Below are 16156 nucleotides of genomic sequence, written 5' to 3' on the forward strand. Positions count from 1 at the left end.
GCCCGACACTTCAGAGTCAGCACTTGTGAGGTCAAAAAAGAACATTGAAGTGAACAAATTCTCACATATCAACAATAAAAATCAGCCTAAAATGGTAAATGTTGGCGATAAAGCCATTACCAAACGTAAGGCCACTGCTATAGCTACGTTGTTCTTAGGTAAGAAAGTCGTTTCTAATTTTAAAGACAACGATATTACCACCAAAAAAGGGCCTGTTTTTCAAACGGCTATTGTGGCAGGTATTCAAGCGGTAAAAAAGACTTCTGATTTAATACCCATGTGCCATCCATTGGCTATTAATGGTGTTGATATAGATATTGATGTTATCGATGATGAACATGCTGAAATTTTATGTACTGTAGAAATTGAAGGTAAAACTGGAGTTGAAATGGAAGCGTTAACCGGAGCTACAGTTACTGCTCTTACTATATATGACATGTGTAAAAGTATTTCACAACACATGATATTAAAAGAGGTTAAGTTGTTAGAAAAAACCGGAGGTAAATCAGATTTTAAAGGTTAAGTAATGGAGGAAAAGAAGCACCAAAAACATACAAAATTAAAAAGGCGTGAAAATGAAAATTTCGCACCAAATGAAATTGCTATTTTAGGTACAAAATGCTCAGTTATTGCTGATTTTGTTCAAAAAATGAGTCAAAATCTCCAAAAAGAAGCTAAAATTGGCTATTTAGATGCTTCACACAGTGATTCGGAGATGCAACAAGATTATGATAGTTTTGTGTTTCATCATTCAGGGAGTTTAGAGACCACAATAAAAACTGAGTTAAACGAGTATAACGAGCGTATTCGTTTATCTCAACACGATTTAGTTTTTATTAATGGTAACCATTATCAAGGAGAAAAGCAGATCTTAATTTTAGACAATGAAAAGGAGGCTTCTGTAAAAAAACGTTTAGATCAATTAACACGAATTCAATTCATTATTAAATTGAATGACGAGGTTGATTATTTTGATTGTTTACTTGAAAAATTTCCACATATAAGAAACATCAAAGTATATGCTATGGCAGATGAAGATGCCATTGCTAGACATATCAATAATTTAATTCAAGAAAAAATAGCACCAATTAATGGATTGGTTTTGGCTGGTGGTAAAAGTACCCGAATGGGTCAAGATAAAACGGAGTTAGATTACCATGGCAAACCACAGAGGCATCATGCCGTGCAATTATTAGAAAGAAATTTATTAGATACCTATATTTCTGTGGCTAGTGGTATGGCTTCAGAAGTTGACAGTATAATAGAAGATAAATTCTTCGATTTAGGAGCATTTGGAGCTATATGTTCTGCATTTCAACATGATCCGAATAAAGCTTGGCTGGTATTTGCTAGCGATTTACCTTTTGTGGACTCAGAAGTAATTCAATTACTTTTAAAGCATCGGAACCCTTCAAAAATGGCGACTGCAATTAAAGGGAAATCCAAAACTTTTGTAGAACCGTTAATTACAATTTATGAGCCAAAAGCATATCCAATATTATTGGGTTATTTAGCTCAAGGGTATGCTTGTCCTCGTAAAGTATTGATAAATTCAGAGGTTGAAATTGTTGAGGTTGATGATGATTTGATACGAAATATAAATACCCCAGAAGAATATCAACAAGCCTTAAAGGAAATTAATGGCTAAAAAATTACATATTTTAAATGGCGATAGTACCGCATTAACTTTAAAGGAATCTGGAATTGAAGGTGATGTAGTTGTTTGGCGAGAAATGCTATGTGAAGGTGCTATTTGTAAGGAAGTAGGCAGTGATGAATTTTGGTTAAAACGATATGATTATTTTGAGAATGAATTGGGAGTTACCAAATTAGAATACTTCGATAAAACCATAAAGGAAATTGTTAAATTGGAGAATGTTGCCAATTATGACGAAATTATATTATGGTTTGAATACGATTTGTTTTGTCAAGTAAATCTAATGGCCTTATGTACTTATTTATTGGAGAGTTACGATAAGTCGGTAACCTATCATTTGGTTTGTACGGGCAAAGAAAATGAGAAAGATCAAATGCAAACCTTAGGCGATTATGATGCCGAATCTTATCCTCAATTATTGGGTAAGAAAAAGAAATTAAGTCGCATAAAACTGCTGTTTGCCAAAAAATGTTGGGAAATCTATGTTAATAATAATCCAGAAGAATTAATGGCTTTTAATTTTAACCAAAAACCTGATTTTGCCTATTTTCAAATGGCGATTGACCAACATTTACAACGTTTTCCGAAATCTAACGGACTCAATCAAATCCAACAAAAATTGTTAGAAGTTATAGGCTCTAATTCTTTAACGAAAAATCAAATTGTTAGAGAAATGTTGTTATGGCAACGTACTGAAACAGTTTATGGTTTTGGAGATTTACAATATGTTAATTATTTAGATAATTTGAATGCCTATTATACTATGAATGACGAAAATTATCAATTGAACGAAAAGGGTAAAAAATTTATTTGAATCTAAATATTAGAAATGTTGAATTATACGTCATGCAGAACTTGTTTCAGCATCTCATAACAGTTTGGCACTTGAACATAAACGATTGTCACCCTGAAATCGAAACTTTATGAATAAACAAGCTCAGAGTGACGAGCACATTAAAATTAAAGAGAAGAATAAATGAATCCATTGTCCAAACAACTTTTTGTTCGTCAAACCACTTTAACTGAAATAGGTGAGAGTGGACAGCAAAAACTACAACAAACAAGTGTTTTGATTGTGGGTTGCGGTGGTTTAGGAAATTCAGTGGCCACTTCATTAGCCGGAAGTGGAATTGGCACTATTCATTTGGTAGATTTTGACACGGTAGACATTACTAATTTACACCGTCAATTGTTTTTTACCACTGAAGATGTTGATAAGCCTAAAGTAGCAATTTTAGGGAGCTATTTAAGGAAAATTGCTCCGTTTACCGAGGTGTTTGAGCATCACTTGGTAATTAACAAAAAGAACGTATTTGAATTATTGGCAACTGTTGATTATGTTCTCGATTGCACGGATAGTTTACCCACCAAATACCTATTGAATGATGTTTGTGTATTAAAAAACAAACCATTTATTTATGGTTCACTCTATAAGTTTGACGGTTACGTGGCAAATTTTAATATTCCTCAAAAAACAGGTGATTTTAGTGCCAATCTTCGTGATGCTTTTCCAGAAATATCTAAGGATGCCATTCCCAATTGCTCAGAAATAGGCACGCTAAATACTATTGTAGGTATTATTGGTTTGTTGCAAGCCAATGAGGTTATAAAAATTGTTTGTGGTATTGGTACTCCACTGATTGATGAATTGTTAATCTATAATAGTATGGAGAATTCGCAATATAAAATGAAACTTAAAAGAGCATTTGATAAAGAAAGAATCTCAAAACTATTTGAACAAGAAAGTTATTTTGATGCCAATTGTGAAACACAAGATGTGTCATTGTTAATAACCAGCAATGAATTAAAACAAATTTTGAATTCGAAAATCAAAAACGAGGTTCAAATAATTTCTGTAATAGAAGATATTTCAACATCTTTGCCTTTTAAAGTCGATGCGAAAATACCGTTGTCGGCATTTGATGATATTGTTAGTCACGTTGATCAAAGTCTAGATTTACTGGACCAGCCAACGTTTATATTTATATGTCAAAAAGGAATTAGTAGTTATACGGCAACTCAAAAAATTAAAGAAAAATATCCTAATTTGAAGATGTTAAGTCTCAAAGGAGGTATAAGCAATTATTGAATGAACTGATTTAAACTTATTCTATTTGCTAAAAAATTGCTTTTTTCATTCACTTTTTGTCTTTTTTTCCTTCCTTAGCCCTGCTAAGCAAGTCAAAAAAAGACTTCAATTGAGAAAAAAATAATTAATTTTCGCTTAAACATAAAAAATTCAAACCAATTCAATGCAAAAACCATTAGAATTTTATAAGTCTGAAAAGACAAAATACGAATTAGAATTAAGTACATTAAAAAAGAAATTGGCTCTATCAAGTACGATTAGATTATTACTTTTTGTAGGGATAGCATTGGGGATTTACTTCTTTTTTGCAAACCTTAAAGTAGTAGCGGCAATTGCAATTTTTGGTATTGCTCTTTTTTTGTATTTGGTGCTAAGACATTCAGATTTACAGTACAAAAGAGATTTTATCAAACAGCTATTAGCAATAAATACTACGGAAATTGAGATTATTTATGGTAACTATCTCGATTTAGATGCGGGAACTGAACATGAAAATCCAAATCATTATTATAGTTATGATATTGATCTTTTTGGTAAAGGATCTTTTTATCAATTTGCCAATAGAACAGTAACAAAAGAAGGAGCAAGAGAGTTTGCTAATCAATTAACATTAAATAATATTGATGGTATTGATAAAAAGCAAAACGGAATAAAAGAATTGGCTGAAATACCTAAATGGCGACAAGAATTTTCGGCTATTGGCAGTTTGGTTAATGTAAAACATCCGGCAAGGCATATTATAAAATGGATTCATAATTACAACCCTGGTTTACCCAAATTCATGGCATTTTTACCAAGAGTTTTTGCTTTAATTTCTGTGATTTTAGCTGTGTTAATCAGTTTTGACTTAGTTACCTATCACTTTTTATTGGTTTGGTTTTTTATTGGCTTAGGTATTGCAGGTGCATATTTGAAAAAGGTGAATGCTATTTATGATGATGCCGGAAAAGCGAAAGATACGTTTAAACAATATCATAAATTGTTAGATAAAATAGAAGGCTCTACTTTTTCTTCTGAAATTCTTATTGCTCAGCAAGAAGCCATTAAAACAGAAAAGGAAAAAGCATCAGTTATTTTTAAAAAATTCTCAAAAATTTTAGATGCTTTAGACCAGCGTAATAATATGATAATGGCTTTTGTTGGTAATGGGTTGTTATTGTGGGATGCCAATCAGGCATTTAAAATTGAAAATTGGATAAATACGTATAGAGATAAAGTTGAGAATTGGTTTAAAGTCATTGCCTTTTTTGATGCCCAAAACAGTTTGGCAAATTTTGCTTTTAACAATCCCAATTATGTGTATCCAGAATTAAATGGAGATAGAAACGTTATTCAAGCCCAGCAATTGGGACATCCTTTGTTAAAAACCACCAATCGTATTGATAATGATTATACTATTGAAAATCAGCAATTTTTTATCATTACTGGGGCAAATATGGCAGGTAAAAGTACTTTTCTAAGAACCGTTTCTTTGTCAATAGTAATGGCAAATATGGGCTTACCTGTTTGTGCAAAATCATTTGCATATTCTCCAATAAAATTGATTACGAGCATGCGTACCACAGATTCTTTGGCTGATGACGAGTCGTACTTTTTTTCAGAGTTAAAACGCTTAAAATTTATTGTAGAACAAATAAAATCAGATCGTTATTTTATCATTCTCGATGAAATCTTAAAAGGAACCAACAGTACTGATAAAGCTATCGGATCTAAAAAGTTTGTACAGAAATTAGTAGCTTCAAATTCCACCGGAATTATTGCCACACATGATCTGAGCCTTTGTGAAATTGAAAAAGAACTTACCGCCATTAAAAACTACTATTTTGATGCTGAAATTATCAATGACGAACTTCATTTTGACTACCGATTAAAAACAGGAGTTTGTAAAAATATGAATGCTTCGTTTTTATTGAAGAAAATGGAGATAGTTTAGTAAATTTTAAAGAGGGTCACTCAAACGAATACAACAACACCTTTTTATTCTCTTTTAAAAGCACATCCAATTCATCTAAAACGTCAACAGATACTGTTGGGCAGCCCCAACTGGTGGCAATAGGGTTTGGGTAGGTTTCTTTATTTGGCATTCCTTTCCAGCCGTGTAACACTACTATTCTTTTTCGCATGTTACTATTAGTTTCTTCAAGGCCGTCTATCCAATATTTATAATTTTTACCCCAACTGCTATAGGCTCTTTCTCCCATTACTGCCATTCCCAACGAACTGCAATGGGTTTCACTTCTATTGCTAAAAACGGTGGGGATACCTGTAGTATTTTTTCCTTTGCCATCACCGTGGCATACTAACTCTTTTTTAATGATACTATCCTTTTTTAAATCAACCACAAAAAATCTGTTTTTACCGCTGTGTATGCTGTAATCAATCATAAAAGCAATGTTTTTATTATAATTACCTTTTTTTGTAATTGCTTTTATGTGATTTATTTCGTCAGAATAGTCTAATACCTCAGCCTCAATGGCAATTGGGTCATTACCAACAAAAAGGTTTTGCCTTTCTTTTTTACAAGAAAAAAAGGATATGATTATTAGTAAGGTTGTAAAGTTTTTATTCATATTTAAAATTCAAAAAACACCCCTAAAGTCCCCTCAAGGGGGCAATTCGCAATTAATATTTACATTTCGTATAAGTTGTCTATATCAACTTAGAAGAAGCAACGTTCCCTTCCCTTTGGATTAACAAGAAACAAAATACATTTTGTTTCGAAGTAACCGAGCCGAGTTCAGTTAGGGACGAGCTTCCCTAAGGATGTGCATTGACCCATACTTCACCATCTACAAAGTGTTCTTTTTTCCAGATTGGGACTGTTTCTTTTAGTGTATCTATAGCGTAATGACAAGCATCAAAAGCCGCTTTTCGATGAGCTGACGAAACGGCAATAATTACAGGAATATTACCTACTTGTAACTCACCTTCAGCATGGTGTATCGCAATTTTTATAATGTTAAAATCGACCAAGGCTTTATCCGCTATTTTCTGCATTTCTTTAATTGCCATTGGTTTATAGGTAGAAAAATCTAATAAGGTAACCTCTTTATCTTTTGTTTTATTTCTAACTGTACCAACAAAGAGGGCAATTCCTCCACAAGAAGCATCTTGAACAAAGTCGTAACACGCTTGTAAATTAAGTTTGTCTTTGGTAACATGTATTGAGGTATTTTCCATAATTCAAAATTACGCAATTCTAAAGCGAATAAATACCTGTATTCAGGGGTTTTAAAAACTCAAGCCAAAAACAACGCCATTCGTTGCCTTTCCATTAAAATAGGATCGAACATAGTCAACTCGTAAAAATCTGAATTTTCCAAATCCGATATTATCCAATCCAACTGAATATTCAGAATAGGGTTTGTTATCAGGCGTAAATAAAGCCTTAGCACCAACCACTAATTGAAATTGCAATTTATTTAGTAAAGGGATTTTTCGTAACAAATAGCCATTAAAATGATGTTGAGCATGGAATTCTGCATACTGATCATCTGTACTTAAGTTATAATACGGTAACAAATTAAAGCTATTGGTATAGTTTAAATCTAGATTTACATGGGTTTGGTTTCCGTTAAAATGTTTGTAATCTGTAAAGGAAAGTTCATCAGTATTTAAAAATTTACCCGCTTTGATGTTGTAAGAAAAGGTTCCTTTGTTACCAAATTTTAAGTCTTGATACAAACGTGCTTGTACTAAATCATAGTTATATTTTGAATCGCTAGCAGCAAAACCTTTGATATATCCGATGTTTAAAGCTGGATATTTGGTTTCGTATACATTTATTTTTCGATCAGGATATGAAATGTATTTTTGTCCAAATTTAATAGTAGCACCTAACGAAAATTTATAGATACTATGTTCGTCAAAAGGGGTTGACGTATAATTTTCAGGCTCTAGCGGATTATTAGAAGAGTATTGTTCGTCATCTTTGTTCAGAATTACCCAATCAGCATTGTTAAACAGGGGTTTTCTGTTTTCGTAACTGATGGAAGAATTCATTCGCAAACCATTAAATATTTCTTTTCCTCCACTTATAGACGCAAAGGTTTTATCGTAATATTTTGCATAATTATCTTCAAAGAATAAGGAACTAACGGCATTTACTATCGGAGCAATGGGTTCTGATTCGTTAAATTGCATAATTTTTCTACCACCATTTATACTTACATAAGAATTGGTTTTTCCATTAAAATTATAGGTAAACCCACCACTTAATCTCAATTGGTCATCTGACAAACCATAATCTATTTTAGATCTAATATTAAAACTTCTGTTTTCGTCTTTATAATACTTATAATAAGAGATATCCATATTGGTATGCCATCCTTGCACCGTATTAAACATAGAGTTGAAAACTGGTGAGCCAATGTTTAAGCCCCATTTTTCATGGGTGTTTGAATAATTGTAGCCGGTAAGTACATTCATTATTTTGAATTTATTCCGTTTAAGATCTATGGAGTCTAAGTATTTTTCAGACTGTCTAATAACTTTAATGCTGTCTTTTAGTTGATAATCATTCATTTCTTCGGCCGTTAGCGGAATGGGTCGCATGTTTTTCCAAAAAAGACTATCCTTCTTATTGGCTTTATCTTCAATTGACAAAATTTCATTGGTAAATGTGGTTTTTGTAAAGTTGGGTTGAAAATTATAATCGCTATATACACCTGTAAAACGTCCATCTACGTTAATGCCAAACATGCCAAAAATAAAATCAATACTTTGAGAAAATAGTGGCCACATTTTGTCTTTTTCAGAATAAGAATAACTTTGTTTCAACGTCAACTTTTTAACCATAGGCTGTTGTATTTGTTTACCGGTAACCGAAAGGTCTACAGCAAAAAATTCCCAACTGTTTTCAACAATATAGATAAATCCCGTAAAGGCATTATCCGTAGTTTTTTTAGGGGCAACCTTAATTTTGTTAATGAGAAACTCACCTTCATAATAACTATTAACCAAGGTGTATTTATAATAGTTAAAAGCGTAATTGGCTATTGGTGAAACAATGTTTTCGCCGAGGTTTATCAAGTTCGTATAAACGTTAAAATTTACTTCAGATGCTTGATTAAAACTAAAACCACTATCATCTCCACTGACCTTAGAAGCCAATATGTTTTCTTTAAATTCCTTTTCGCTCTTCGTAATTTTAGAAATCGTTTCAGAAAGATAAACAACGCCACTTCGTGTAGAATCTAAACCGCCACCGAGGTCACCCAATTCAAAACCCATAATTTTTTCAGGAGCATCTTTGATCCGATAAATACCTCGCGAATAAAAGTCGGCTGTAAAATTGGTCGTTTTCTTTAAATTTTTATCTTTTTCAGCAATTGCAGCTCTGATAATTCGATGAGCAGGATTGTCTTTAGTGCTTATTTGAACTTCATCTAAGGCTAAAGCATCCTCTTTTAAAACGATATCTAATTGATAAGGGTATGCTGTTATTTTAACCTCTTTTTTTAATGTTTTGAAGCCTAAATATTGAAAAATAATAGTGTAATTACCTGTTTTATTAATGTCTAATTGGTAAATGCCATCATCATTTGAGGTTGTTCCATTATATGATCCTTGCAAGTAAATATTTACAAATGGTAAAGGCGTATTGTTTTCGTCGGTAACTGTACCTGTAATTTGTGCTTGTGAGATAGAGTAACTAATAAAAAGGAGTAGTGAAATTTTAATATTCATTGAGGTTGATTTAGTTATGAGCAAACCTAAATTTTTAAAATGGGCTTGGATTATAAGAATATGTTAAAAATAGAGACAGTTTTCTTTAATTATTGTTAATTTTTGCTGAAAGACGCTGCGTTTTGGGTATAAATAGAATGGAAATTCCCTATTTTTGCAGACCATAATTTAAGAGAAAAAACCAATGAAGACCACATTTAAAATTGTAGCTATTTTAGAAGGATTGTCGTATTTAATACTGCTTTTTATTGCAACTCCCATAAAATATATTGGTCATGATGAATCATGGGTAAAAATGTTTGGCATGCCACATGGTTTGTTATTTGTGGCGTATGTAATCTTGGCTTTTTTGGTAAAACCGGAATATAAATGGGATAACAAGACGTTTTTAATTGTCTTGGCTGCTTCTATAATACCATTCGGTACGTTTTATGTCGATAAAAAATATCTTAGAGCATAAATTTAAGTAAGATTTTTGTTCTACTTTGCGAAGATTGCAAATGTGTTTCTTTACCCTCCACTTACTGGCGGAATGATGGCAATTACATCATTGGGGTTGATTAAATAAGTATCATCAACATAGTTTTCGTTAACGGCTACTGAAAAATTCTTATAAGCTACTAGTTTTGGGTGTTTTTCAATCAATAGCTCTTTAAAATTAGCTATTGAGGTATTGGTAATTAATTCTAATTCCGTGGTGCTTTTACCAACAATATCTTTAACAATGCCAAAAAGCAATAGTTTTATTTGCATGTCGTTTTATTTAAATCAGTTCAATTGCATTACTTTTGCTAAAGTAAAGATAATAAATGCTGTGATGTCTTTTAAAGACATTTAGTTAAAAATGACATACCAACTGAATTTAGCATAGCTGTTAAAAGTTGGTAATATTGTATTAAATGAATAAAATTTTCCCAATATTAGATTGGTTACCAAACTATAAGGCCTCGTTTTTAAGAGGTGATATATTTGCTGGTTTAACTATTGGTATTATTTTAATCCCACAAGGTATTGCTTATTCCATAATCGCAGGTTTACCGCCTATTTATGGTTTATATACCGCTTTAATTCCGCAATTAATATATACAATTTTTGGAACCTCAAGACAGTTGTCTACAGGACCTACTGCATTAGATTCGTTAATAATAGCTTCTGGTGTATCTACGCTAGCTGTTGTAGGCACAGATAATTATATCACTATTGTTTTATTACTCACCATAATGGTAGGTGTACTACAATTTTTGGTGGGAATATTTCGGCTTGGTTTTATCGTGAATTTTTTGTCAAGGCCTGTTTTAACTGGGTTTGTATCTGCTGCTGCTATTATAATAGCCTTTAGTCAGTTAAAAGATTTGTTAGGTTTAGACGTGTCACGTAGTAATCAAATTCACACAATAATTTTAAACCTTTTTGAAAAAATAACTGAAATTAATCTGAACACTATATTGATTGGTTTGGGGTCAATTTTAGTTATTTATGGATTAAAAAAAATACATAAAAAATTACCAGGTCAATTGTTAGTGGTTATTATAGGTATTTTGGTAATGAAATGGTTTGGCAATTACTTATCTGATGTTGAAATTGTAAAAGATATCCCAAAAGGGTTACCTCCATTTTTAATTCATCATTTTGACGTGTCACTTATGCAAAAGTTACTGCCAATAGCATTAACACTTGCCTTTACAGGATTTTTACAAGGAATATCTATAGCCAAAACCTTAGATGAAGATGTAATTGATTCCAATTTAAAACCAAATAAAGAATTAATTGCATTAGGTTTAGGTAATATGGTAGGGTCATTTTTTGGAGCTTATACTTTTACAGGAAGCTTTTCAAGATCTGCAATAAACAAAGAAGCCGGTGCTAACACAGCAATGTCTAATGTGGTTGCAGCTTTGTTTATTTTAATAACCATTTTATTTTTGACTCCAGTTTTTTATTATTTACCTAAAACTGTACTTGCCGCCATAATTATTACTGCAATTTTAGGCATGATAAAAGTCAAAGACATGAGGTTTTTATGGAAAACGGATAAGAAAGACTTTATAATGATGTTGGTAACTTTGATTATTACGCTAACTGTCGGAATAAAAGAAGGGATTATGGTAGGTGTAATGGTTTCTATTTTTGCGGTTATTTTTGAGACTTCAAGACCACATATGGCAGTATTAGGTAAGGTGCCAAACACAGCTCACTTTTACAGAAATAAAGGGCGGTTTAATGATGTTGAAATTGATAAAGAATTTTTAATCGTTAGGTTCGATTCACAATTATATTTTGCGAATACCAATTATTTTAAAGAGAAATTGGATGAATTAGTTTATGAAAAAGGGGAGGATTTAAGGCTTATTATTATCGATGCAGAAGTTATAAGTAATATTGATAGTAGCGGTGTTTTCGCTTTAAATGAACTTTTGAAAAAATACAATAGTAGAGGAATTAAAATATACTTTACAAATATAAAAGGCCCATTAAGGGATGCTTTCGCTAAAAGCGGTCTAATAAATCAGATTGGAGTAGAAAATTGTTTTATGAGTATTCAAGAAGCCGTAAATAATTATCTTAACAAAGATAATCTCGATCAAGAGAGAAAATATACTCAGTATTTAGATCAGGTAAATTAATTACGGTATTTTTTATTTGAGCATTTGGTCCATTCATTTCTACGATGAACAAAATTTTTAACCCCTGACATCATCTGTCAAAACCACTGCTACATTTGCATTATGTTTAACCATAAAAATCTATAAATTATGAAAAGTGCAATTAGTTGGTTTGAAATTCCTGTAACGGATTATAACAGAGCGAAAAAGTTTTATACCACAGTGTTGGGAATTGGAATTACCGATCATCCCATGCCAGATGCTACCATGGAATATGGTGTTTTTGACTACAAACCTGAAGAAGAAGGGGTAGGAGGTGCCATTTTTAAAGGTGAAGATGCAAAACCATCTATGGAAGGTGTTACCGTTTATTTGAATGGCGGCAATGATCTAAGTCTTCCTTTAAGTCGCGTTGAACGTGCTGGTGGTAAGGTTTTATTGCCCAAAACAGATATTGGTGAAAATGGATTTTTTGCCTTACTTGCAGATACTGAAGGTAACAAAGTAGCATTGCACTCCATGTCTTAATAAATAGGACGCAGGGCCTAAAGAGGCAAGAAGCGAGACAAATAAATCTTGGTTCGTGCCTCTTTTCTTTTACTATCTTTGTTATTCATGCAACAACTATCTAGACTTATTGCCATATTGACCTTGTTAAAATCAAAACGCATTTTAACGGCTACTGAACTTTCTCAAAAGTTTGAAGTCAGTATTAGAACTATTTATAGAGATATTAAAAAATTAGAAGTTGCTGGCGTTCCTATTATCACCTTAGAAGGGCGAGGCTATAGCCTAATGGATGGCTATGTTGTGGCACCTGTTCAGTTTACTGAAAAACAAGCAAATGCTTTAATTACAGCTCAGCATCTAGTAAATAAATCAAATGACGCATCGTTTGTTCATGATTTTGAGGAAGCGATGACCAAAATTAAGTCGGTTTTCAGAACGTCTATCCAACAGAAAAGCGAATTACTACATAGTAAAATTCGTGTTTTTGATTTTAAGCAAGAAATAATTTCCAGCAATGCTCTTTCCGAATTGCAATTGGCAATTACTAATTTTAATGAAACCGAGATTAATTACCGTAAGGCAGATCAAGTTGATTCTACTTTTAGGGTTATTGAACCTTGTGCCATATTTGCAACAGACAATAAATGGATTCTAATTGCGTGGTGTCATTTACGAAATGATTATAGAGCATTTAGAGTAGACCGAATTCAAAACTTTAAAATTTTGCCCAGCCAATTTGAAGATAGAAAATTTGAATTTGAATCTTTTTATAAGTCACGCCCCTATAACCCTTAACAATTCTTTGTAATTTTTGTTACTTTAATTTCTTATTTTAGTGAGTATCTTTGTAAATTAAACAAGAATTATGAAAATTGAACAAATTTATACCGGCTGTTTAGCTCAAGGTGCATATTATATAGAAAGTAAAGGTGAAGTTGCTATTATTGATCCATTAAGGGAAGTGCAACCTTACATAGACAAAGCTAATAAAGACGGAGCAAAAATCAAATATATTTTTGAAACACATTTCCATGCTGATTTTGTAAGTGGACATGTTACATTGGCTGAAAAAACTGGAGCAACCATAGTTTTCGGACCTACTGCTAAAACAAACTTTAAATCGCATATTGCTAAAGATGGAGAAGTATTCCAATTGGGTGATATCTCAATTACTGCATTGCACACACCTGGACATACTATGGAAAGTACTTCCTATCTTTTAAAAGATAAGAACGGAAAAGACCATGCTCTTTTTAGTGGTGATACCTTGTTTTTAGGTGATGTTGGTCGTCCAGATTTAGCTCAAAAAGCTGGTGTACTTACTGAAGAAGATTTAGCGGGTTACTTATATGATAGTTTACGAACTAAAATAATGACCTTGGCGGATGATGTAATAGTATATCCTGCACATGGAGCGGGTTCTGCTTGTGGAAAGAATTTAAGTAAAGAAACTGTGGGTACTATTGGTGGGCAAAAAAAGACCAATTATGCTTTGAGGGAAAATATGACCAAAGAGGAATTTGTAAAAGAAGTTACGGATGGTTTATTGCCACCACCACAATATTTTCCTTTAAATGTGAAGATGAATAAAGAAGGTTATGAAAGTATTGATGATATATTGAGTAAAGGTACCACTGCTTTGTCTCCTGATGATTTTGAAAAAGTAGCGAACGATACTGATGCCTTAATTTTAGATGTAAGACATGAATCAGAATTTATTAAAGGATTTATACCTAGATCAATTTTTATTGGTTTAGAAGGCGGGTTTGCACCATGGGTAGGAGCCTTGATAAAAGATGTAAAACAGCCAATATTATTAGTAACTCCCAAAGGAAAAGAAGAAGAAACAGTGACACGGTTATCTAGAGTTGGTTTTGATAATACCTTAGGTTACCTTGATGGAAGTTTTGATGCTTGGAAAAAATCGGGTAAGGAAATAGATACATTAACGTCTATATCTGCAGAAGAATTGGAACATAAAATGAATGATAAAACGGCTGTTTTTGATGTTAGAAAGCCCGGTGAATATGCTAGTGAACATATTGTTGATGTGCCTAATACACCATTAGATTTTATTAACGATCATATTTCTGAGTTTCCTAAAGATAAAGAGTTCTATGTGCATTGTGCTGGTGGATACCGCTCTGTAATTGCGGCTTCCATCTTAAAAGCAAGAGGATATCACAAAGTTATAGATGTTGCTGGTGGTTATGGAGCCATCAAAGAATCAAATATTAATAAAACGGACTATGTTTGTCCTTCAACATTATAAATTTACTATCACTTCGAGTTGATTTTCTAAGCGGAGGCTTATAAGAACATGTATAGAGAAGTGGTTTATGAAAGCTGAATCTTTTGAAGTAGTAATAAAACGAGTTACAATATCATTAAAAATTAAAACTAAAAAATATATAAATGAAAAATTTAACATTAAGCCTTTTTGTAGTAATAACGTTGCTGTTTTCTTGTAAAAACAGTTCGCAAAGTAATGATCAGAGTACTACGGTAGAGGTGGTTAAACCGGTAGATTTTAACGCTAAAGTTGAAAATAATACAGTACAACTTATAGATGTTAGAACTCCAAAAGAATATGATGCGGGACATTTAAAAAGCTCGAAAAACATTAATGTATTTGATAAAAATTTTATGACGCAAATGGAAACGTTAGACAAAACGAAACCCGTTTATGTGTATTGCAAGAGTGGAAAGAGGAGTGCCAATGCGTCCTCGAAATTAAAAGCAGCTGGGTTTACAAAAATATATGACCTTCAGGGCGGTTTTGTAGCTTGGTCAAAAGAAAATTTAGAAATAGAAAAATAAAGAAAACATGACAACAATAGAAATACTTAACCTTAAATGCGGAGGTTGTGCAAATACAATAAAAAAAGGATTGCTTTCAGTAGATGGCGTCTCAGATATAAGCATAGATATAGAGACTTCTAAAGTAAACATAGATTCAGAAAATGATGTTGTATTACAAGCTGTAAAAGAAAAGTTATCTAAAATGGGTTATCCAGAAGCTGGTGATGCCAATACCATTATGCATAAAGCAAAATCATTTGTGAGTTGTGCTACGGGTAGAATAGGAGTGAAAGCTTAAAATGGCTTCGTTTAATGAGATTATCAACCAAGATATTCCTGTTTTGGTTGATTTTAAGGCAGATTGGTGTGGTCCTTGTAAAATGATGGCACCTATTCTTAAAGAAGTTAAACAGCAGCTTAAAGACAAGATAAAAATTGTAAAGATAGATGTTGATAAAAACCAAGCAGTAGCTTCAAAATTTCAAGTAAAAGGTGTGCCAACTCTAATTTTGTTTAAAAAAGGAAAACAAGTTTGGCGTCAATCGGGAGTTTTACAGGCTACTGAAATTGTTCAGATTATTAATAGTAATTAAACCTTTTAACATGAAAAAAAATGTAGGTAGTATCGATAAAATTATAAGATTAATAATTGCAGTGGTTGCCATTTGGGCCGCATACACACATCAAGTGGCAAGTCCATGGGATTATGTTTTATATGCGGTAGCTGTAATCATGATATTAACAGCACTAACGAGTACGTGCCCGATATGGTTAATGACAGGTATTAATTCTATTAAGAAAAAATAA

Annotated in this window: 18 protein-coding genes; 14 read left to right on the forward strand and 4 right to left on the reverse strand. The window is 32.4% G+C overall.

Translation table 11 applies throughout. The features are described from left to right. Window positions 1-49 precede the first annotated feature (49 nt). The 5 genes from moaC to FF125_RS00735 all read left to right on the forward strand — a co-directional run bounded on the left by moaC (window position 50) and on the right by FF125_RS00735 (window position 5679). Entirely contained in the window at window positions 50-523 is a 474-nt protein-coding gene (gene moaC / locus FF125_RS00715; RefSeq protein ID WP_138947985.1) for a cyclic pyranopterin monophosphate synthase MoaC, read from the forward strand. 3 nt (window positions 524-526) lie between these two features. Continuing rightward, window positions 527-1648: an NTP transferase domain-containing protein gene (locus FF125_RS00720; protein ID WP_138947986.1), complete on the forward strand. Its 1122-nt coding sequence runs from the start codon at window positions 527-529 to the stop codon at window positions 1646-1648. Then, a complete protein-coding gene (locus FF125_RS00725; protein WP_138947987.1) occupies window positions 1641-2471 on the forward strand; it encodes a DUF1835 domain-containing protein in 831 nt (276 codons plus the stop codon). Before FF125_RS00720 ends, FF125_RS00725 begins: the two co-directional genes overlap by 8 nt. A 162-nt stretch (window positions 2472-2633) precedes the next feature. After that, window positions 2634-3746, forward strand: a complete 1113-nt coding sequence (locus FF125_RS00730; protein ID WP_138947988.1) for a HesA/MoeB/ThiF family protein — start codon at window positions 2634-2636, stop codon at window positions 3744-3746. 163 nt (window positions 3747-3909) lie between these two features. Continuing rightward, window positions 3910-5679 (forward strand): MutS-related protein, encoded by a 1770-nt coding sequence (locus tag FF125_RS00735; protein ID WP_138947989.1) that lies wholly within the window; start codon window positions 3910-3912, stop codon window positions 5677-5679. Window positions 5680-5695: 16 nt separating this feature from the next. Here the strand turns inward: FF125_RS00735 and FF125_RS00740 are convergent, their stop codons facing one another. From FF125_RS00740 to FF125_RS00750, 3 genes are all read right to left on the reverse strand, one after another. Beyond that, the gene (locus FF125_RS00740) at window positions 5696-6316 is read right to left on the reverse strand and encodes a murein L,D-transpeptidase catalytic domain-containing protein (protein WP_138947990.1); all 621 of its coding nucleotides are present in this window, start codon (window positions 6314-6316) and stop codon (window positions 5696-5698) included. A 187-nt stretch (window positions 6317-6503) separates the two neighbouring features. Further along, window positions 6504-6926 (reverse strand): molybdenum cofactor biosynthesis protein MoaE, encoded by a 423-nt coding sequence (locus tag FF125_RS00745; RefSeq protein WP_138947991.1) that lies wholly within the window; start codon window positions 6924-6926, stop codon window positions 6504-6506. 51 nt (window positions 6927-6977) lie between these two features. Beyond that, on the reverse strand, window positions 6978-9434 hold the full coding sequence (locus FF125_RS00750) for a DUF5686 and carboxypeptidase regulatory-like domain-containing protein (RefSeq protein WP_138947992.1): 2457 nt from the start codon (window positions 9432-9434) through the stop codon (window positions 6978-6980). Window positions 9435-9618: 184 nt separating this feature from the next. On the opposite strand from FF125_RS00750, the gene FF125_RS00755 reads away from it, so the two are divergent. Beyond that, entirely contained in the window at window positions 9619-9894 is a 276-nt protein-coding gene (locus tag FF125_RS00755) for a DUF3817 domain-containing protein (RefSeq protein WP_138947993.1), read from the forward strand. Window positions 9895-9944: 50 nt separating this feature from the next. On the opposite strand, the gene moaD is transcribed toward FF125_RS00755, so the two are convergent. Next, complete coding sequence (gene moaD, locus FF125_RS00760; RefSeq protein ID WP_138947994.1) at window positions 9945-10187, reverse strand: molybdopterin converting factor subunit 1; 243 nt, start codon at window positions 10185-10187, stop codon at window positions 9945-9947. Between the two features lie 146 nt (window positions 10188-10333). Here moaD and FF125_RS00765 point away from each other — a divergent pair, with 146 nt between their 5' ends. The 8 genes from FF125_RS00765 to FF125_RS00800 all read left to right on the forward strand — a co-directional run bounded on the left by FF125_RS00765 (window position 10334) and on the right by FF125_RS00800 (window position 16156). Beyond that, window positions 10334-12058, forward strand: coding sequence for a SulP family inorganic anion transporter (locus FF125_RS00765; RefSeq protein ID WP_138947995.1), 1725 nt, complete (start codon window positions 10334-10336; stop codon window positions 12056-12058). A 129-nt stretch (window positions 12059-12187) separates the two neighbouring features. Next, window positions 12188-12565 carry a VOC family protein gene (locus FF125_RS00770; RefSeq protein WP_138947996.1) on the forward strand — a complete coding sequence of 126 codons (378 nt, stop codon included), beginning with the start codon at window positions 12188-12190 and terminating at the stop codon, window positions 12563-12565. A gap of 87 nt (window positions 12566-12652) precedes the next feature. Beyond that, the gene (locus FF125_RS00775; RefSeq protein ID WP_138947997.1) at window positions 12653-13342 is read left to right on the forward strand and encodes a helix-turn-helix transcriptional regulator; all 690 of its coding nucleotides are present in this window, start codon (window positions 12653-12655) and stop codon (window positions 13340-13342) included. Between the two features lie 70 nt (window positions 13343-13412). Beyond that, window positions 13413-14819, forward strand: a complete 1407-nt coding sequence (locus FF125_RS00780; protein ID WP_138947998.1) for an MBL fold metallo-hydrolase — start codon at window positions 13413-13415, stop codon at window positions 14817-14819. Between the two features lie 143 nt (window positions 14820-14962). Further along, window positions 14963-15367: a rhodanese-like domain-containing protein gene (locus FF125_RS00785; protein ID WP_138947999.1), complete on the forward strand. Its 405-nt coding sequence runs from the start codon at window positions 14963-14965 to the stop codon at window positions 15365-15367. A gap of 7 nt (window positions 15368-15374) precedes the next feature. Continuing rightward, window positions 15375-15647, forward strand: a complete 273-nt coding sequence (locus FF125_RS00790) for a heavy-metal-associated domain-containing protein (RefSeq protein WP_138948000.1) — start codon at window positions 15375-15377, stop codon at window positions 15645-15647. A 1-nt stretch (window position 15648) separates the two neighbouring features. Continuing rightward, entirely contained in the window at window positions 15649-15942 is a 294-nt protein-coding gene (trxA, locus tag FF125_RS00795; RefSeq protein WP_138948001.1) for a thioredoxin, read from the forward strand. Window positions 15943-15952: 10 nt separating this feature from the next. Further along, entirely contained in the window at window positions 15953-16156 is a 204-nt protein-coding gene (locus tag FF125_RS00800) for a YgaP family membrane protein (RefSeq protein WP_138948002.1), read from the forward strand.

This window comes from Aureibaculum algae, assembly GCF_006065315.1.
GTDB classification, from domain to species: domain Bacteria; phylum Bacteroidota; class Bacteroidia; order Flavobacteriales; family Flavobacteriaceae; genus Aureibaculum; species Aureibaculum algae.